At 69.4% G+C, this 17,485-nt stretch carries 17 protein-coding genes; 11 read left to right on the top strand and 6 right to left on the bottom strand.

Annotation, left to right across the window (positions count from 1 at the left end):
• The first annotated feature begins 156 nt into the window (after positions 1 to 156).
• The 6 genes from DI276_RS24680 (at position 157) to DI276_RS24705 (ending at position 5,470) form a co-directional block, all read left to right on the top strand.
• On the top strand, positions 157 to 438 hold the full coding sequence (locus DI276_RS24680; protein WP_045310143.1) for a metal-sensitive transcriptional regulator: 282 nt from the start codon (positions 157 to 159) through the stop codon (positions 436 to 438).
• Between the two features lie 18 nt (positions 439 to 456).
• A complete protein-coding gene (locus DI276_RS24685; protein WP_112267246.1) occupies positions 457 to 663 on the top strand; it encodes a heavy-metal-associated domain-containing protein in 207 nt (68 codons plus the stop codon).
• Positions 664 to 666: 3 nt separating this feature from the next.
• A complete protein-coding gene (locus tag DI276_RS24690; RefSeq protein WP_112267248.1) occupies positions 667 to 1,548 on the top strand; it encodes a hypothetical protein in 882 nt (293 codons plus the stop codon).
• The gene (locus DI276_RS24695) at positions 1,538 to 3,739 is read left to right on the top strand and encodes a heavy metal translocating P-type ATPase (RefSeq protein ID WP_112267250.1); all 2,202 of its coding nucleotides are present in this window, start codon (positions 1,538 to 1,540) and stop codon (positions 3,737 to 3,739) included. Before DI276_RS24690 ends, DI276_RS24695 begins: the two co-directional genes overlap by 11 nt.
• 62 nt (positions 3,740 to 3,801) lie before the next feature.
• On the top strand, positions 3,802 to 4,644 hold the full coding sequence (locus DI276_RS24700; protein ID WP_157984909.1) for an SGNH/GDSL hydrolase family protein: 843 nt from the start codon (positions 3,802 to 3,804) through the stop codon (positions 4,642 to 4,644).
• Position 4,645: 1 nt separating this feature from the next.
• Positions 4,646 to 5,470 (top strand): SGNH/GDSL hydrolase family protein, encoded by an 825-nt coding sequence (locus DI276_RS24705; protein ID WP_112267254.1) that lies wholly within the window; start codon positions 4,646 to 4,648, stop codon positions 5,468 to 5,470.
• On the opposite strand, the gene DI276_RS24710 is transcribed toward DI276_RS24705, so the two are convergent.
• From DI276_RS24710 to DI276_RS24720, 3 genes are read right to left on the bottom strand one after another with little or no spacing between them, the layout of a single operon-like run.
• Positions 5,451 to 7,034, bottom strand: a complete 1,584-nt coding sequence (locus DI276_RS24710) for a sensor histidine kinase (RefSeq protein WP_112267256.1) — start codon at positions 7,032 to 7,034, stop codon at positions 5,451 to 5,453. The genes DI276_RS24705 and DI276_RS24710 overlap by 20 nt on opposite strands.
• Positions 7,031 to 7,675, bottom strand: a complete 645-nt coding sequence (locus tag DI276_RS24715; RefSeq protein ID WP_112267258.1) for a response regulator transcription factor — start codon at positions 7,673 to 7,675, stop codon at positions 7,031 to 7,033. The genes DI276_RS24710 and DI276_RS24715 overlap by 4 nt, the downstream gene beginning before the upstream one ends.
• Entirely contained in the window at positions 7,656 to 8,186 is a 531-nt protein-coding gene (locus DI276_RS24720) for a hypothetical protein (RefSeq protein ID WP_112267261.1), read from the bottom strand. The genes DI276_RS24715 and DI276_RS24720 overlap by 20 nt, the downstream gene beginning before the upstream one ends.
• 170 nt (positions 8,187 to 8,356) lie before the next feature.
• Between DI276_RS24720 and DI276_RS24725 the strand changes: the two genes are divergently transcribed.
• Positions 8,357 to 9,310 carry a class I SAM-dependent methyltransferase gene (locus DI276_RS24725; RefSeq protein WP_157984910.1) on the top strand — a complete coding sequence of 318 codons (954 nt, stop codon included), beginning with the start codon at positions 8,357 to 8,359 and terminating at the stop codon, positions 9,308 to 9,310.
• Here the strand turns inward: DI276_RS24725 and DI276_RS24730 are convergent.
• Complete coding sequence (locus DI276_RS24730; RefSeq protein WP_112267265.1) at positions 9,285 to 9,812, bottom strand: DUF4386 domain-containing protein; 528 nt, start codon at positions 9,810 to 9,812, stop codon at positions 9,285 to 9,287. The genes DI276_RS24725 and DI276_RS24730 overlap by 26 nt on opposite strands.
• Before the next feature lie 63 nt (positions 9,813 to 9,875).
• Between DI276_RS24730 and DI276_RS24735 the strand changes: the two genes are divergently transcribed.
• Positions 9,876 to 12,563 carry a BTAD domain-containing putative transcriptional regulator gene (locus DI276_RS24735; RefSeq protein ID WP_198680863.1) on the top strand — a complete coding sequence of 896 codons (2,688 nt, stop codon included), beginning with the start codon at positions 9,876 to 9,878 and terminating at the stop codon, positions 12,561 to 12,563.
• Here the strand turns inward: DI276_RS24735 and DI276_RS24740 are convergent.
• Complete coding sequence (locus DI276_RS24740; protein WP_112267269.1) at positions 12,508 to 13,119, bottom strand: TetR/AcrR family transcriptional regulator; 612 nt, start codon at positions 13,117 to 13,119, stop codon at positions 12,508 to 12,510. The two genes, DI276_RS24735 and DI276_RS24740, sit on opposite strands and share 56 nt — an antisense overlap.
• Positions 13,120 to 13,189: 70 nt before the next feature.
• On the opposite strand from DI276_RS24740, the gene DI276_RS24745 reads away from it, so the two are divergent.
• The 3 genes from DI276_RS24745 to DI276_RS24755 all read left to right on the top strand — a co-directional run bounded on the left by DI276_RS24745 (position 13,190) and on the right by DI276_RS24755 (position 16,624).
• Positions 13,190 to 14,047, top strand: coding sequence for a metal-dependent hydrolase (locus DI276_RS24745; RefSeq protein WP_112267271.1), 858 nt, complete (start codon positions 13,190 to 13,192; stop codon positions 14,045 to 14,047).
• Positions 14,048 to 14,111: 64 nt separating this feature from the next.
• Positions 14,112 to 15,008, top strand: coding sequence for a PDR/VanB family oxidoreductase (locus DI276_RS24750; protein ID WP_112267275.1), 897 nt, complete (start codon positions 14,112 to 14,114; stop codon positions 15,006 to 15,008).
• 2 nt (positions 15,009 to 15,010) lie between these two features.
• The gene (locus DI276_RS24755; RefSeq protein WP_198680864.1) at positions 15,011 to 16,624 is read left to right on the top strand and encodes an SDR family oxidoreductase; all 1,614 of its coding nucleotides are present in this window, start codon (positions 15,011 to 15,013) and stop codon (positions 16,622 to 16,624) included.
• Between the two features lie 45 nt (positions 16,625 to 16,669).
• On the opposite strand, the gene DI276_RS52320 is transcribed toward DI276_RS24755, so the two are convergent.
• Positions 16,670 to 17,467, bottom strand: coding sequence for a tetratricopeptide repeat protein (locus DI276_RS52320; protein WP_232836880.1), 798 nt, complete (start codon positions 17,465 to 17,467; stop codon positions 16,670 to 16,672).
• Positions 17,468 to 17,485: the final 18 nt, after the last annotated feature.

A 17,485-nucleotide genomic window follows, 5' to 3' on the forward strand; every position in this document is an offset into this window, starting at 1 on the left:
CGATCATCCACGTTCCGCACGATAACCCCAGGACAGAGGTACCGCTGACCGAGAACCTTTGACATACCCATACCCCCCTAGGGTATAAATGTGTCGAGCCCACCGCTCCCCCGGCATCACCAGCCGGCCGCGCGGTGGCCGGAGAAGGAGCGAGACATGCACGGCTACGCCGAGAACAAGGACGCCCACCTGCGCCGCCTCCGCCGGATCGAGGGGCAGGTCCGCGGCTTGCAGCGGATGATCGAGAACGACGAGTACTGCATCGACGTGCTCACCCAGATCTCCGCGGCCACCAGGGCGTTGCAGGCGGTCTCACTGGGGCTGCTCGACGAGCACCTCAAGCACTGCGTGAGCCAGGCCATCAGCGAGGGCGGCACCGCGGCCGACGCGAAGATCGCGGAAGCCAGCGACGCCATCGCCCGCCTGGTCCGTTCCTGACCCGTGAGGAGACAGACCATGAACGAGTCCGTGCACACCGTCAACGGCATGACCTGTGGCCACTGCGTCAGCTCGGTGACCGAGGAGGTCGGCCGGATCAGCGGCGTCAGCGACGTGCGCGTCGACCTGCCGACCGGCCGGGTCACGATCACCAGCACCGCACCGGTCGCGCTGGCCGACGTGCGGGCCGCGGTCACCGAAGCCGGCTACGAGCTGGCGGGCTGAGCGATGAGGACCGGGTACAAGGTCGCCCTGTACGGCGTGGCGCTGGCCGTGATCTTCGGCGGCACCTGGGCAGTGGGTGCCGCCGCCGGACCCACGCCGACGCAAGAAGCACCGATGGCGCACACCGAGCCGCACAACGAACCCAAGGCCGAACCGGGCAGGCTCCCACCTGGACTGTCCGTTTCGGACAACGGCTACACGTTGCAGCTGCAGGAGCCGCTCGGCTTCTACATCAACGGACCGGACGGCAAGCCCGTCACCGAGTTCGCCGTGGAGCACGAGAAGCGCCTGCACCTGATCGTCGTCCGCCGCGACGGGTCGAACTTCCGGCACGTGCACCCGGAGATGGCACCGGACGGCAAGTGGTCGGTGCCGCTGAAGCTCGAGGAGGCGGGCAGCTACCGGGTGTTCGCCGACTTCAAGCCGGAGGACGGGCCGAAGACCACGCTCGGCGCCGACGTCCAGGTCGCGGGCGACTACCGGCCGCGGCAGCACCCGAACAGCCGCACGTTCACCGTCGACGGCTACGAGGTAACCCTCAACGGTGAGCTCAGTGTCGGCACCGCGTCGACCGTCACGATCGCCATCAGCAAGAACGGCGCACCGGTGACGGACCTGCAGAACTACCTGGGCGCGAAGGGACACCTGGTCGCGCTGCGGTCGGCCGACCTCGCGTATCTGCACGTGCACCCCGAGGAGAGCGCGGAGGTGAAGTTCGCGGTCGAGGTGCCGACGGCCGGGACCTACCGCCTGTTCCTGGACTTCCAGCACGAGGGCAAGGTCCGCACCGCCGAGTTCACGCTCTCGACGGCCGGCATCACGACCCCGGCCGCGCCGCAAACCCAGCCGCAGCCGCACGAGGAAGGAGAAGGTCATGGCCACTGAAGCCACTTCTGGCACGATCGAGATCTCGATCGGCGGCATGACCTGCGCTTCGTGCGCCGCGCGGATCGAGCGCAAGCTGAACAAGCTGGACGGCGTCGAGGCGTCGGTCAACTACGCGACCGAGAAGGCCCGCATCAGCTACGCCGGTGACCTCACGCCCGCCGACTTCGTGAAGGTCGTCGAGGACACCGGTTACACCGCCGAACTCCCCCGGGCGCAGGAGGAACCGGCCGCCGAGGACGACCCGACGAAGACGTTGCGGCAGCGGCTGATCACGGCCACCGTGCTGGCCGTGCCGGTGATCGCGCTCGCGATGATCCCGGCGCTGCAGTTCACGTACTGGCAGTGGTTGTCGCTCGCACTCGCCGGGCCGGTCGTCACCTACGCCGCGTGGCCGTTCCACAAGGCCGCGTGGACGAACCTGCGGCACGGCGCCGCCACGATGGACACGCTGATCTCCCTCGGCGTCGGCGCGGCGTTCCTGTGGTCGCTGTACGCGCTGTTCCTGGGCACCGCCGGCACGCCGGGCATGACGCACGGGTTCACGTTCACCATCGAGCGGATGGCCGGGACCGGCAACATCTACCTCGAGGTCGCGGCGGGCGTCACGATGTTCATCCTGGCCGGCCGCTACTTCGAGGCGCGGTCCAAGCGCCGCGCGGGAGCCGCTCTCAAGGCACTGCTCGAACTCGGCGCCAAGGACGTGGCCGTGCTCCGGGATGGCCGCGAGGTGCGGCTCCCCACGAACGACCTGCGCGTCGGCGACAAGTTCGTCGTGCGGCCCGGCGAGAAGATCGCCACCGACGGCGTGATCGAGGAAGGCAGCTCGGCGGTCGACGCGAGCATGCTCACCGGCGAGTCGGTGCCGGTCGAGGTCGGCGTGGGCGACTCGGTCGTCGGCGCCACGGTCAACGCGGGCGGCAGGCTCGTCGTGCGGGCCACCCGGATCGGCTCGGACACCCAGCTCGCGCAGATGGCTCGGCTGGTCGAGGAGGCGCAGAACGGCAAGGCCGAGGTGCAGCGCCTCGCCGACCGGATCTCCGCGGTGTTCGTACCGATCGTGATCGCCCTCGCCGTCGGTACGCTGGGCTTCTGGCTGGGCACCGGCAACGGCGCGGGCGCGGCGTTCACGGCCGCGGTCGCCGTGCTGATCATCGCCTGCCCGTGTGCGCTGGGCCTGGCCACGCCGACCGCACTGCTCGTCGGCACCGGCCGCGGCGCCCAGTTGGGCATCCTGATCAAGGGCCCGGAAGTGCTGGAGTCCACCCGTCGCGTCGACACCGTCGTGCTGGACAAGACCGGCACCGTCACCACGGGCCAGATGAGTCTTGTCAGCGTTCACACTGCGGAAGACGAGGCCGAGGTCCTGAAGCTGGCCGGTGCGCTGGAGCACGCCTCCGAGCACCCGATCGCCAAGGCCATCGCCAGGGCGGCGGGCGAGGTGCCGGCCGTCGAGGACTTCCAGAACGTCGAGGGACTCGGTGTGCAGGGCGTCGTCGACGGACACGCGGTGCTCGTCGGCCGGGAGAAGCTGCTCAACGACTGGAGCGTCCAGCTCGACCCGGCGCTGACCGAGGCCAAGGAAGCGGCGGAACAGCAGGGCCGCACGGCGGTGCTGGTCGCGTGGGACGGCAAGGCCCGCGGCGTGCTCGTCGTCGCGGACACCGTCAAGCCCACCTCGAAGGAAGCGATCGCGGGCCTGCGCGAGCTCGGGCTGCGTCCGGTGCTGCTGACCGGCGACAACGAGGCAGCGGCTCGCACCGTGGCCGCCGAGGTCGGCATCGACGAGGTCATCGCCGAGGTCCTGCCCGCGGACAAGGTCGACGTCGTGAAGCGGCTGCAGGACGAGGGCCGTGTCGTGGCGATGGTCGGCGACGGCGTGAACGACGCCGCCGCGCTCGCCCAGGCCGACCTGGGTCTGGCCATGGGCACGGGCACGGACGTGGCAATCGAGGCGAGCGACCTCACGCTCGTGCGCGGTGACCTCAACGCCGCCGTGGACGCGATCCGGCTGTCGAGGCGCACGCTCACAACGATCAAGGGCAACCTGTTCTGGGCGTTCGCCTACAACGTCGCGGCGCTGCCGTTGGCCGCGCTCGGCCTGCTCAACCCGATGATCGCCGGCGCCGCGATGGCGTTCTCCTCGGTGTTCGTCGTCACCAACAGCCTGCGCCTGCGGGCGTTCCGCTGACACGGCCCTCACGGGTGGTTTCGTAGCCTCGGCACATCAGTTCCCGATCCACAGGAGCAGGTGTGCCGAGGTTTGCGCTGGTCACAGCGTTGTTGTTCGCGCTGACCGCGTGTTCCTCGACCCCGCCGACGCCCACGCCGGCACCCACGTCGAGCAGTGCGCAGCCACCGGCCGAGCAGCAGGTCCACGTGTCGATCGGCGACTCCTACGCCACAGGTCTCGGACCAGGCGGCACCAGTGCGAGCTTCGCCCGGATCGTGGCCGAGAAGTCCGGCCGGAAGCTGATCAACCTCGCCTGCAACGGCGCCACCTCCGCCGACCTCGCCACGAAGCCCGCGTGCGGACCGGACGCCGGCGGCAAGACCCAGCTCGACGCCGCAGTCGGGGCGGTGCGCGGCCGGAAGGCGGGCCTGGTCACGGTGGTGATCGGTGGCAACGACCTGGCGCCGTGCGCGATCTCCCAGGACCCGCTGCATTGCGCGACCACGACCGTCGCCGGCGTCAGGAACAACGTCGCCGCCGCGCTCGCCGAGCTGCGGGAGGCCGCGCCGGACGTGCAGATCGTCGGGCTGACCTATCCCGACGTGTTCCTCGGCGCGTGGGTGAACCCGTCGTTCCCCAACGGCAAGAACATCGCCCAGCTGTCGGTCCCGATGTTCCAGGACTTCAACGGCACGATCGCGGCCGTGTACGCGAAGTTCGGCGCGAAGTTCGCCGACGTCACGAACACGACCGGCGGCTACGCCGCCTTGACCGAGCTGACGCAGGACCCGAAGTACGGCCAGATCCCCACCTCGGTCGCCAAGGTGTGCACGCTCACCTACTTCTGCGACCGCACCGACGTGCACCCGACGCCCGCGGGTCACCAGGCGATCGCGGACACCGTCCTCGCCGCGAGCCGCTGAGATGCCAAGGCTCCCCCTGCTCGCAGCGCTGGTCCTGGCGTTGGCCGCGTGCACCTCGCCCGGTGTGGATTCCGCCGGCGTTGAGAACGCTCACCAGCGGACGTACGTGTCGATCGGCGACTCCTACGCGACGGGCTACGGCCCGGAAGGCACCGGTGCGAGCTTCGCCCAGATCGTGGCCGAACGGCAGGGGCTGAAGCTGGTCAACGTCGCCTGCAACGGCGCCACCTCCGCCGACCTGCTCTCCCAGCCCGCGTGCGGGCCCGAGGACGACAGCAGGACACAGGTCGACGCGACCGTCGACGCGTTGCGCACCGGCAACGTCGACCTGGTCACCGTCGTGATCGGCAGCAACGACCTGCTGGAGCCGTGCGCGGTGGCCGAGAACCCGGCCGAGTGCGCGGCCGCCGCGGCCGGCGACACCAAGGTCAACATCTCCGCCATGCTCACGAAGCTGCGCGAAGCGGCGCCACACGTGCAGATCGTCGGACTGTCCTACCCGGACGTGTTCCTCGGCGCCTGGGTGAACCGGGAGTTCCCGAACGGCGAGGACGTCGCCCGCACGTCGGTCACGTTGTACGAGGACTTCAACAGCCAGATCGCCGCCGAGTACGCCAGGTTCGGCGCGAGGTACGTCGACGTCACCAGGACGACCGGCGGCTACCGAACGCTGACGGACCTGACCGAGGACGCCAGGTACGGCCAGATCCCGGCCTCGGTCGCCGAGGTGTGCACGCTCACGTACTACTGCGACCGCGGCGACGTGCACCCGACTCCAGCAGGGCACCAGGCGATCGCGGACGCGGTCATCGCCGCGAGTCGCTGAAACGCAATGGGTCGTTGAACTCGGCCAGCACTGTCGTCCCCTCCCCCTCCGGCGACCGCACCGTGAGCCGCCCGCCCAACGCGGCCACCCGGTCCTCCAGCCCGCGCAGCCCTGACGCACCACCCATGCCGTTATCGCTCACATCGACCGTGACCAGCCCGTCGACGCACCGCACCTCGATCCGCACCTCGCGCGCCCGAGAGTGCTTGGCCGCGTTGGTGAGCGCCTCCGCGACCACGAAGTAGCAGGTCCGTTCCGCGACAGGCGAAAGCCGCTCCTCCGGTACACCGACGAGCACCGCCGGTACCGCGGACCGTTCCACGAGCGACAGCAACGCCGGACCGAGCCCGGCATCCGTCAACAGCACCGGATAGATGCCACGAGCGAGCTCACGCAGCTCGTCCAACGCCCTGGCCAGCTCCTCGCGTGCGGCGGCCAGCAGTTCGGGCGAGTTCTCCGCCAATCGCAACGTGAGCAGCACCGACACCAACCGCTGCTGCGCGCCGTCGTGGAGATCGCGTTCGACCTGGCGGCGTGCGTCGTCAGCCGCATCCACGAGGCGTTGCGCCCGCAGCTCGTTCTGCAGAGCCAAAGCCGCACTCGCCGCGACCGCCCGCACGAACCCGGGATCCAGCGCGGGATCGTGCACGAGCGCCGCCAGCCGCGTCCCGCCTGCCTCGAGATAGGTCACACCCCGCGTGGTCGACGCCACCTCGCCGTAGACGATCTCCAGCGACGGGTCGTGCAACGTGCGCGCCAACACCGACCGCAGGTCGTCCGGCAGCCCGGCCCCCAGCGAGACGGCCAGGTCCCCGACCGCCGACTGGTCCAGCCGCGCCCGCAGCAGCCCGTAGAGCAACGCCAGCGGCCACCCGACCAGCACCACCTCGGTGGACCACTGCAACGCCACCTGCACGGCCGACGGCAACCCGAGCAACGCCGCCAGGTACGTCACGACCACGGTCAGCCCGATCGCCGCGGCACCCCACACGACCGGCCCGAGATCGCGCCGGGCCACGCTGCCCGACCGCAGCCAGCGCGTGATCATCCGGGCCGACAGTGCGCAGAACAGCACGATCGCGCTGATCATCACAACCACGGCGACGGCCGGCACGCGGGGCGACGAGACCTCGCGGATCACCACGATGTTCTGCGGCCCGTCCACCGGCGAGACCAGCACATAGCCGACGTTGACCGGCACTGTCAGCAAATAGGCAACGCTGACAACTACGCGCTGCCAACGACTTGTGATGCGTCCGGTCGGATAGGTCACCAGGAGATGCCCCAGCACCGCCAGGTAGAACGTTTTGAAAGCGATCCCTATGAAGAACGCGACATCGTTCTCGATCGCCCCGGCCAGCCGCACGAACCAGGCCAGCCCGACCGCGATCATCAACTGCCCGGAGAAGCTGTCCGGGCGCCGGTCCGCCGCCTCGACGCCCGCGCCGATGAACGACAGCCCCACCGCGAGGTTGAGCACGACCGCGGGCACCGACACCTCGTAGCCGCCCCAGACCAGCGCGGCCAGCGCGAGGAACCCGGTGCCCAGCCAGAGGACTCTCATCGGCGCAGGTAGGCGAGCACGGCCAGCACGCGCCGGTTGTCGTCGGGTCCCTGCTGCAGCCCGAGCTTGGTGAACACCGACCGCACGTACGCCTCGACGGTCTTGGGGCTGAGGAACAACCGCTCGCAGATCGCCTGGTTCGACCGTCCCTCGGCCATCACGGCGAGCACCTCGCGTTCCCGTTCCGACAACGTCTCCAGCGGGTCGTCGACCCGCCGTCGTCCGACCAGCGTCGCCACCACGCCGGGATCGATCACCAGCCCGCCCGCCGCGACCCTGCGCACCGCGTCGGAGAGTTCGGCGAGGTCGGCCACCCGGTCCTTGAGCAGGTACCCGGCCCCGCGCGCGTCCGCGTCCAGCAACTGCAGCGCGTAGTGCGGCTCGACGTGCGCCGACAGCACCAGCACGCCGATCGCGGGGTAGGTCGTGCGGATCTCCCGCGCCGCATCGAGGCCCTCGGTGGTGAAGCCCGGTGGCATCCGGATGTCCACGACCACCACGTCCGGCGGGTCGGCGTGCACCCGAGCCAGGAGCTCGGCCGCGTCGCCGACCTTCGCCACCACCTCGAACCCCGCATCCGTGAGCAACCGCGCCACACCCTCGCGGAACAACGCCGCGTCGTCAGCCAGTGCCACCCGCATGGGCCGATGCAACCACGTGCGCGACCTTTCGGCGCCGCCACATGAACAACAGGACCGCGTTCAACACGACGAGTCCAGCCGCGGCCGGGTAGAAGAGCTGCATCGCGGCCTGGAAGTCGCTGATCGCGAACGACCACGCGATCTTGAACAACCCACCGGCGTTGATCGCGACCAGCGCCCAGGCCATCGACCGCCGCCACAACGCGGCGGTCAGCCCTCCCAGGAACAACGGCACGACAAGAGCCATCGCGATCTTCGCTGGGGTCCACTCTCCCAGCAGGTACTCGCGCTCGGCGGCGAGGAACTCGATCGCTCCCGGCGTCGGGTGCTCCGGCGCGGGGAACCACGCCATGCTCGTCGCCAGCGCGACCAGCGTCAGCCCGATGCCCCACCAGCTGCGCTTGTAGCTGAAGTACGCGAACGGCAGCAGGAACAGCGGCCGGATGTACCAGCTGAGCTCGTTGTGATGCCGTGCCCACGCCCACGAGGCAACCTCGTTCAGCCACTCCATCGTCTTCTCCTTTCGAGTGGCTTTCAGAGTTCGCGTTCTCAAGCGCCGGAACTACGAGGGCATCCCGTGAACTCCGGGCAGGGTTATCCCCGTATTACCCGAAAGCCTCTGTCGGTCGGCGGCGCCGGCTGACAGGCTCTGGAACCGTTGCCGCAGCGAGGATGTGTTCGATGACAGTGCTCCCGCAAAGCATGGACGTCCTGCACCGGCTCAACGACGCCGTGGACGGGTTCCTGCGCAGTGAGAAGGAGTTCAACCTCACCGATCCCGCCACGCACATGCTGGTCGGGGGCCGCTTCCGCACGCTCGGCACGCAGATCGGCGCCAGTGTGCTCGCGGGCGTGCCGGACGAGGACATCGCCGCGATCGTCCAGCCAGCCAGGTCCGCATGTGCACGTTCACCTTTCATGCGCAGCGAGGAGGAGTGGACCCGCGGCTACCCGAGCGACTTCCGGCTCGTGGAGCACGTCCTGGCCCAGGCCAACGGCGCCGCGCCGGGCACCCTCGCCTGGCACGTCGAGACCAGCCTGCAGAGCTCGGCGATCACCCAGCAGCAGCGCAACCGGGTGATGCACCAGGCCCGCCTGATCAGCGACGTGCTGACCGCACCGCGCAACGGCCCGCGCTCGGTGCTGCTGATCGCCTCGGGAGCCGCGCCCGACCTGCGGAGCATCCCGCCGGGCATCGTCCGCCCCGGCGACCGGTTCGTGCTGACCGACGTCGACCCGGACGCGCTGGCACTGGCCCAGAAGCGGCTCGGCCTGCTCAACGACTTCACCACCGCGGTGCCCGGCAACATCTTCCGCGCGCTCGGCCCGTTGGCGGAGCTCGGGCCGTTCGACCTCGTGCTCGTCAACGGCCTCTACGACTACCTCAACGACCGCGCGGCCGTCCGCCTGACGGAGGCCGTGCTGACCAGGCTCTGCCGGCCGGGTGGCACGTTCTACTTCTCCTGCACCGCGGTCGGGAACCCGTTCCGGTGGCCGCTGGAGTACCTCATGGAGTGGCAGGTGATCGAACGCGACGAGGCCGCCGTGCGTGCGCTGCTGCCGGGCTGCGACGTTTCGGTGGGCGTCGACCCGACCGGGCTCGCGTTGCTCACGCACGTCCGGACTCGTCGGTGAAGCCTTTCACCAGGAGCCAGACCGCGAGCACCATCTCGTTGATCGCCAGCGGCACGAAGAAGGAGCTGGCCTGTGTTTGTGTGAGGACGTCGAGCAGCACGAGCACCGCACCGGTCAGATAGGGCACCACGGCGACGAGGGCCCACACGGAGATCCAGCGCGGCACGAGCCGAGACCGGAAGAGCAGGACGTTCAGCAGCACGACGCTCACGCAGAAGTAGATGGCGCTGGCGTGGCCCCACAGCTCATCTGCTTTTAGGTGAGCGATCGGTGCGATGGCGGTCATCAGGAAGACGACTTCCAACGTTCTGGCGACGACGTACCCCATCGCGGCGCCTTCGCCGTGTTGTTTGAGGACGGGGAACAGCGTCGGTGCGATGAACACGATGGCCACGGCCATGAGGAACACGCACAGCCCGCGGGTTGTGCCTTGTGTGGCGGCGCTGACCACTCCTGAGGCCGTGGCGATGATGAAGAGGGAACCGGTGATCCGTGCTGTCATGGCCGTGAGGTTGGCTCGCGTCGGTGTGCGGCCGGTGTGCGTGTGGTGTGTGAGAATTCGCCGGTGCGGATCGGTTTGCTCGGTGGTGTCCGCGCCACCACCGACGACGGCTCGCTGGTCGACCTCGGGTCGCCCAGGTCGCAGGTCGTGCTGGCCGCGCTGGCCCTGTCTGCTGGGGCGCCGGTGCCGGAGTCCCGGCTGATCGACCTCGTGTGGGGTGATTCGCCGCCTTCCTCGGCCAAGGCGTTGCAGTGGCACGTCGCACAGCTGCGGAAGTCGCTTGGCGCTGATGCCATCGCACGGGTCGGTGCGGCCTATCGGCTCGATGTGCCGACTGATGTGGCACGGTTTCGCTCTATTTTGCGGGCTGGGGATTTTGCCGCGGCGCTGTCGGAGTGGGGTGGCGTGCCGCTGGCCGGGCTGGAGGCGCCTGGGTTGGCGTCGGCCGTCGCGGGGCTCACCGAGGAGTGGCTGGGCGCGGTCGAGATGGACTTCTCTCGTCGCGTGTCTGCTGATCCGCGCGCGGTTGTTGGTGAGCTGTCGTCGTTCGTGGCGGACTATCCGACTCGTGAGCAGTTGGCGGCGTTGTTGATGACGGCGCTCTATCGGGCTGGTCGGCAGGCCGACGCTCTCGCGGTGTACCAACGGGTTCGTGCGCACCTTGTTGGCGAGCTCGGGGTTGAGCCCGGGCTGGAGCTGCGTGCGGTGGAGCAACAGGTGCTTGCGCACGCCCCGGTTCCGGCTGCGGTGCTGATCGGGCGTGATGCCGATCTTGTGGCCGTTGCGGAGGCGTTGCGGCGATCTGCTGTGGTCACGTTGGTGGGGCCGGGCGGGATCGGGAAGACGCGGCTGGCTTCTGCGTTCGACGGGGTGTTCGTGTCGCTGGCGGAGATCTCGTCTTCGGACGATGTGCCGCGGGCCGTTGCGGATGCGTTGGGGATCGTTGAGCGGCCCGGACTTTCCGTGGCGCAGGCGGTGGTGTTGGCTCGGCCGTCGTTGTTGGTGTTGGACAACTGCGAGCACGTGTTGGACGGCGCTGCGGCGTTTGCTGCTGCTGTGTGTTCTTCGGTGCAGGTGTTGGCTACTTCGCGCGAACGACTGTCCGTTGCTGACGAGCAGGTTGTTGTTGTGGAGCCGTTGGATGCGGCTTCGAGCGTCGAGCTGTTTGACCTGCGTGCGCGCGCTGCTGACCCCTCATATTCGCCGGACGGGTCTGTTGCTGCGTTGTGCGATCGGCTTGATGGGATTCCGCTGGCGATTGAGCTGGCTGCTGCGCGGGTGCGGAGTCATCGGCCTGCGGAGTTGCTCACTCGGCTGGACATCGGGGTTCGGCGGACCGGCGCGGCGCGGCATCGGACGGTGCAGGCTGCGGTGCAGTGGTCTTACGACCTGTTGTCGGCGGCTGAACGTGCGTTGTTCTGCCGGCTTTCGGTGTTCGCGGCGCCGTTCGACCTGAGTGCGGTGGCTGAGGACCGTGTGCTCGGGGATCTGGTCGAGCGGTCGATGGTGGCTGTTGGTGATGGACCGTTCGGGCGGCGGTTCCGGTTGCTGGAACCGTTGCGGGAGTTCGCTTCCGCGCAGGTGTTTGATCGTTCCTCGGCGTTGGCGCTGCACGCGGACTGGTGTTTGCGGCAGGTGATGGCTGTGGGTGCGCTGCTGGCCGGGCCTCGCGAGGTCGAGGGGGTCGGGCGACTCGCGGAGTTGTGGCCGAACCTGCGGGCCGCTGTCCTGTGGGCTTTCGAGTCGGGCGACCTGCGGCTGGCGGATGCGCTGGTCCGACCGGTGGTGACGGAACTTCCGCTGCGGGGGCGGCGGGAGATCGGGGACTGGGCCGAGCGGATCCTGGCCATGGGTGACCGCCAGTCAGGGCTCCTGCTCCCTATGGCAACGCACCACACACACGACACCCGCCGGGTTCCCCCAAAATCAACACTAGCGGATGGGTCTGACAGTGCTGGTGGCGTCGATCCGGTCCTACGGGCGTTCTGGCTGGTGTGGGTCGCCGAGCGAAACATCCAGAGTTCCAGCCCCGCCCCCCTGCCCGACGCGCTCGACCATCCACTCAGCCGGTATGCGCGGGCCTATGCGTCCGGCGACGGACAGCAGCTCGCGGAGTCGCTGCCGGCAGCACTGTCCTCACTGGACGATCCACACCTCAAGGCGTTCCTCGGGTTGATGCCCGCCGGCACGCTCCTCGGAATCGGGCACTTCGCGCAGGTCGACCAGCAGGTCGGCGAGCTGGTCGAGCGGTATCGCGAGTTCGGGCCACCCACCCTGCTGCACTGGGCGTTGCAGACCCTGGGCTACAGCGCGATGTTCCAGGGACGTGATCCGGATCCGTTCTTCGACGAGGCCGCGGACGTCGAGCTGCCGCCGGGCACGTTGTCCGCCAACAAGACGACCGAGGCGCGCCGGGCGTTTCGGCGAGGAGACCGGGACAAGGCGTTCGAGTTGCTCGCGGCGCACATCGACGAGCTGCTGGAGACCGGCAACGTCGTGGCGGCCAGCGTCGTGGCGGTCGAGTTCATCGCGATCGCCAAGGCCACCATGCGCGAGGAAGCGACGCGGGTACTCGGTTATTTGAAGCACGCCAACGACTTCGGAGCGCTAGCGGCTGAGCGACTCGTCACGGACATCACCACGACGGCACCGGGCATGGACGACCGCGCGGCGTTGCGCTACATGCGGGCAGCGCTCAGCGCAGACCGTGCGCGATCCGGGTCACGAAGGCCACCAGCCGGTCAGGGGTGAACTTCTCCGGGTCGGTCAGGACGAGCCGGCCCGACATCTCGGCGAGGGCGAGCATCGCGTGGCCCAGGAGGTCCGCGTCGAGGTCGTCGAGGCCGCCCAGCTCCTTCAGGCCGAGCGCCGCGAGATCCTCGATCTGGGCCAGGACGCCCGCGCGCACCAGTTCGACCTGGGCGCGGAACTCGTGCGGCGTGCCCTCTGGCGGGAGGAGCACCAGGCGCCAGCGGTCCGGGGCCTCGACGACGGCGTGCACGAAGACGCGCACGGCGTCGGCGAAGGCGTCGTCCGGGGAGCGGGTGGCGAAGTCGGTCGGGAGGGCGGCGATGACCTGCTCGGTGGCTCGGGCCGCCTCGCGCTCCAACAGGGCGCTGATCAGCTCGGCGCGGTTGGCGAAGAGGTCGTAGAGGACGGGTTTGGTCACCTGGGCCTGTTTGGCGACGGATTCCATCGTCACCGTGTCGAAGCCTGCCGGAATCAGGCTCAGGGCGGCGTCCAGCAGCTGCTCGCGGCGCTGTTCGGGCGGCAGGCGGCGAGCGTACTTCCGGCGCGTTGTGCTCACGGGTCCATATTGCTACGGTGGCGTAGCTTTCACAAAGCTACGCGGGCGTAGTAATTGGCGGAGGTATGCGATGGAGCCGGACAACCTCGTTCTGCAACCGCGTGACGTGCAGTTCGACTGGTCGACCCTGCCGATGCACTGGGTCCCGGACGAGCCGGTGGCCACGCACGTCATGAACGTCCTGCACCTGCTGTTGCCGGAGGGCGAGCGGTGGTTCGTCCGGACGTTCCAGCAGGCCGTGCCGCTGATCAGGGACGACACGCTGCGCGAGGACGTGCTCGGGTTCATCGGGCAGGAGGCGATGCACGCCGAGGCGCACAGCGAGGTGCTCGACCACCTGCTCGCGAACGGGCTGGACCCGCGGCCGTTCACGCGGCAGATGGAGCACGTGTTCCGGCGGATCCTCGGGCCGAAGCCGGGCCTGAGCGAGGAGCAGGCGCGCGAGCAGCTCATCGAGCGGGTCGCGATCGTGGCGGCCGTCGAGCACTTCACGGCGTATCTGGGCGACTGGTTGCTGAACGCCGACGCGCTCGACCGGGCCGGCATCCACCCGGTGATGCTCGACCTGCTGCGCTGGCACGCCGCCGAGGAGGTCGAGCACCGCAGCGTCGCGTACGACCTGATGTGCCACCTCGACCGCCGGTACGTGCGGCGCGCGCGGACGATGCTGCTGGTCGCGCCGGTGCTGTTCTGGCTGTGGGTCCGCGGCGCGGTGTTCATGGTGCGCGCGGACAAGACCACCAAGGTGCGACTGACCTGGCGTGAGGCGATGCGGGCCGGGCGGCGGGGGTTGCTGCCGAAGCTGTCGGAGATCTTCCGGGCGTTCCTGCGGTACTTCCACCCGGCCTACCACCCGAAGCAGGAAGGGTCGACGGCACAGGCCGTTGCTTGTCTGGCGTCGTCACCGGCAGCCAGGGAGGCGCACTGATGCTGGGTAGCGCGATGTGGGGCGGAGCTTCGAGCCCTCTCACGCCGCACGAAGAGGCGGCCCGATGCTGCAGAGTCTGACTCGGTTCGGCGAGCTGTACGACCGCGCCGTCACCCGGTTCGGCGGCCGCGCGCGTCCCGGAACAGCCCGGGATGCCTTGTGGCTCAACGTTGTCGAACGCTCACAAGTAGCGGACGACGTCGTCAGCCTCCGGTGCGGCGGCACCGCCCTCCCCGCCTGGCAGCCCGGCTGCCACCTCGACCTGCACCTGCCCAGCGGCCTGCGGCGTCAGTACTCCCTGTGCGGCGACCCGGCCGACCCCACCTACCGGATCGCCGTCCGCACTGTCGGCGCCGGATCACGCGAGGTGCAGGCGTTGCAGGTCGGCGACCGGATCCAGGTGCGCGGCCCGCGCAACGCGTTCCCGTTCGCCGGCATCGGGCCGGTGGTGTTCGTGGCGGGCGGTATCGGGATCACGCCGATCCTGCCCATGGTCCACGCGGCCGCCAAGGCGGGCCTGGACTGGCGGCTCGTCTACTGCGGGCGGTCGACGAAAGCCATGCCGTTCCTCGACGAACTGCCGATCGGCCGGGTCGACATCAGGATCGGACGCGGCGGGCCACTCCTCCGCGACGCGCACCCGAACGGCGCGGTCTACTGCTGCGGCCCGTCGTCGATGCTCGGACAGGTCCGCTCCGAGTTCGCATCGCGCTGGCTGCACTTCGAACGCTTCCGCCCGCCACCGATCGTCGACGGCCGGCCGTTCACGGTCGAACTGCGGCGCAGCGGGGTATCCCTGGAGGTGCCCGCCGACCGGTCGGCCCTCGACGTGATCAGGGACTTCTGGCCGTCGGTCGCCTACTCGTGCCGGCGGGGGTTCTGCGGCACGTGCGACGTGGGCGGCGTGCGGATCTGCGTGGACCGGCCGGCCGGTGACCGACTCGTGTTGGAGGAACTGTGAAGGTGCGTTCCGGAGAAGTCGAACTGGCCGTGCAGGTGCGCGGCGAACAAGGGCCGACCGTGGTCCTGGTGCACGGATACCCGGACACGCACGTCGTGTGGGACCGCGTGGCAGCGTTGCTGGAGAAGGACTTCCGGGTCGTCACCTACGACGTGCGCGGTGCCGGCGACTCGACGCCGCCATCCGCTGAGGACGGTTATCGGCTGGAGCACCTCGCGCAGGACCTGTTCGCGGTGATCGACGCGGTCAGCCCGGACGAGCCGGTGCACCTCGTCGGCCACGACTGGGGCTCGATCCAGGCCTGGGAGGCCGTGACCACGCCCGGCGCGCGGATCGCCACGTTCACCTCGATCTCCGGGCCGTGCCTCGACCACATGGGCCACTGGTCGCGGAAGGGCTTGTCGATCGCTCACATCCGGCAGTTCCTGAGGTCCTGGTACATCGGCGCGTTCCACCTGCCGGTCGTCGCGCCGCTGTTCTGGCGTCTCTACCTCGGCCCGCGCTGGGGAGGCGTGCTGAAGCGGCTCGAAGGCGTCGAGGCAACGCCCGCGCGCACGATCACCAGGGACGCCGTGCGCGGAATCTCGTTGTACCGGGCCAACATCCGCCAGGTCATGCGTTCGCCGCGGCACCGCACGGCACCCATGCCGGTCCAGGTCGTCCAGCCGACGCGCGACCGCTACGTCCGCACCGAGCCGCTCGACCTGGAGCGCTGGGTACCGGCACTGCGGCGCCGCAAGATCGCGGCGGGGCACTGGGCACCGTTGAGCCACCCGCACCAGCTCGCCCGCATGATCAGCGAGTTCGTGCAGGACTCCACTCCCCCGCGCGAGCTCGTGGTGATCACCGGTGGCGGCAGCGGCATCGGCCGGGCGACCGCGGTGGCGTTCGCCGAAGCGGGCGCGAAGGTCGTCGTGTCCGATGTGGACTTCGCGGCGGCCAAGGAGACCGCGGAGATCGTCGGCGGCCACGCGTACGAGGTCGACGTGCGCTCAGAAGAAGCGGTGCGGACGTGGGCGCAGCAGGTCGCCGAGGAGCACGGTGTGCCGGATGTTGTCGTTAACAACGCTGGTATAGGCCACTCCGGGTCGTTCCTGTCGACCTCGACGGAGCAGTGGCAGCGGGTGCTGGACGTCAACCTGTGGGGTGTCGTGCACGGCTGCCGCGCGTTCGGCGAACTGATGGTCGAACGCGGCGAGGGCGGTCACATCGTGAACCTGTCCTCGGCGGCGGCCTACCTGCCGTCGAAGATCCTCTCCGCATACGCGACCAGCAAGGCCGCGGTGTTCATGCTCTCGGACTGCCTGCGGGCCGAGCTCGCGCCGCACGCGATCGGCGTGAGCGCGATCTGCCCGGGACTCGTGAACACGAACATCACGGCCACCACGACGTTCTCCGGCGTCAGCGCCGAGGAACAGCGCCGCAAGCAGGCCCGCGCGTCCCGCATCTACGCCAAACGCGGCTTCGGCCCCGAGGGCGTGGCCGGCGAGATCGTGCGCGCGGTTCGCCGCAACCGGCCGGTGGTGCCGGTGACGGTCGAGGCGAAGGCGGCACGTCTCGCGAGCCGGGTCGCACCAGGTCTGCTGCGCACGTTCGCCAAGCTGGACGTCGGCTGACTCGCCAGCCGAGTCGCAGCCGGCGTGCCGAGCTCGTCCGTCCATCTAGACCTCGGTTGGTTCGCCACCGAAAGCAGCGGCGAGCCGGAGCCAGGGCGCGGCCTCCTCCGGCCGTCCCTGCCGCTCCAGCGTGCGCCCGAGCAGCAGGTGCGCGTAGTGCTCGACCGGATTGCGGTCCACGATCACCCGCAGCCGCGCCTCTGCCTTGCCCAGCTGGGCCGAGTGGTAGTAGGCGCGGGCCAGCAGCAGCCAGAGGTCCGTCTGGAACGGCACTTCCTCGACGACCTCCGCGAGCAGCCGCGCGGCCTTGACGTAGTCGCAGGCCTCGAACAGCAGTTGTGCGCGTTCCCACTTGTCCGCCGCGGTCTCCACGTGGCCTGTGTCGAACAACCGCGTCGCGGTGACCCAGCGATCTTCCGCCACCTGACCGAAGTCGTACATGTCGAACCTCCCTTCCGGACGCCTACAACGCCGCCCGCCGGGAGGTATTCCCGGCGCGCTACCAGCCCTCGTCGCGCATGATCGGCCGGTCCGTCTCCTCCTCGCGTCTCGGTACCTCCGCGCGATCTCGCGCAGAGCGCCGGCCGCGAGCCGCACGTTCTCGCTGTTGTCCGCGGCCAGGCGCTTCATGAACTCGGCCGTGATCCGGAACTCGGTGCCGACCTGGTCGAACAGGTACCTGCCACCGGGTCCGTGGGCGTCACCGCTGAGAAAGGCGTCGTTCTCCTTCTCCAGCGCACCCACGAGCCACCCGTGCACCGAGTCGAGCGAACCCGCGACATCCGACTCCAGCGTCTTCGCGGCATCGACGAGGTTCGTCACTTCGACGGCGAATCGATCCATGGCTGCAAACCAGCGCCA

Source organism: Lentzea terrae, from assembly GCF_003265345.1.
In the GTDB taxonomy this organism is placed as follows: domain Bacteria; phylum Actinomycetota; class Actinomycetes; order Mycobacteriales; family Pseudonocardiaceae; genus Lentzea; species Lentzea terrae.

Coding starts and splice junctions, on each gene's coding strand:
- DI276_RS24680 (WP_045310143.1), top strand. CDS start 157: ATGCACGGCTACGCCGAGAACAAGGACGCCCACCTGCGCCGCCTCCGC.
- DI276_RS24685 (WP_112267246.1), top strand. CDS start 457: ATGAACGAGTCCGTGCACACCGTCAACGGCATGACCTGTGGCCACTGC.
- DI276_RS24690 (WP_112267248.1), top strand. CDS start 667: ATGAGGACCGGGTACAAGGTCGCCCTGTACGGCGTGGCGCTGGCCGTG.
- DI276_RS24695 (WP_112267250.1), top strand. CDS start 1,538: ATGGCCACTGAAGCCACTTCTGGCACGATCGAGATCTCGATCGGCGGC.
- DI276_RS24705 (WP_112267254.1), top strand. CDS start 4,646: ATGCCAAGGCTCCCCCTGCTCGCAGCGCTGGTCCTGGCGTTGGCCGCG.
- DI276_RS24710 (WP_112267256.1), bottom strand. CDS start 7,034: ATGAGAGTCCTCTGGCTGGGCACCGGGTTCCTCGCGCTGGCCGCGCTG.
- DI276_RS24715 (WP_112267258.1), bottom strand. CDS start 7,675: ATGCGGGTGGCACTGGCTGACGACGCGGCGTTGTTCCGCGAGGGTGTG.
- DI276_RS24720 (WP_112267261.1), bottom strand. CDS start 8,186: ATGGAGTGGCTGAACGAGGTTGCCTCGTGGGCGTGGGCACGGCATCAC.
- DI276_RS24725 (WP_157984910.1), top strand. CDS start 8,357: ATGACAGTGCTCCCGCAAAGCATGGACGTCCTGCACCGGCTCAACGAC.
- DI276_RS24730 (WP_112267265.1), bottom strand. CDS start 9,812: ATGACAGCACGGATCACCGGTTCCCTCTTCATCATCGCCACGGCCTCA.
- DI276_RS24745 (WP_112267271.1), top strand. CDS start 13,190: ATGGAGCCGGACAACCTCGTTCTGCAACCGCGTGACGTGCAGTTCGAC.
- DI276_RS24750 (WP_112267275.1), top strand. CDS start 14,112: ATGCTGCAGAGTCTGACTCGGTTCGGCGAGCTGTACGACCGCGCCGTC.
- DI276_RS52320 (WP_232836880.1), bottom strand. CDS start 17,467: ATGGATCGATTCGCCGTCGAAGTGACGAACCTCGTCGATGCCGCGAAG.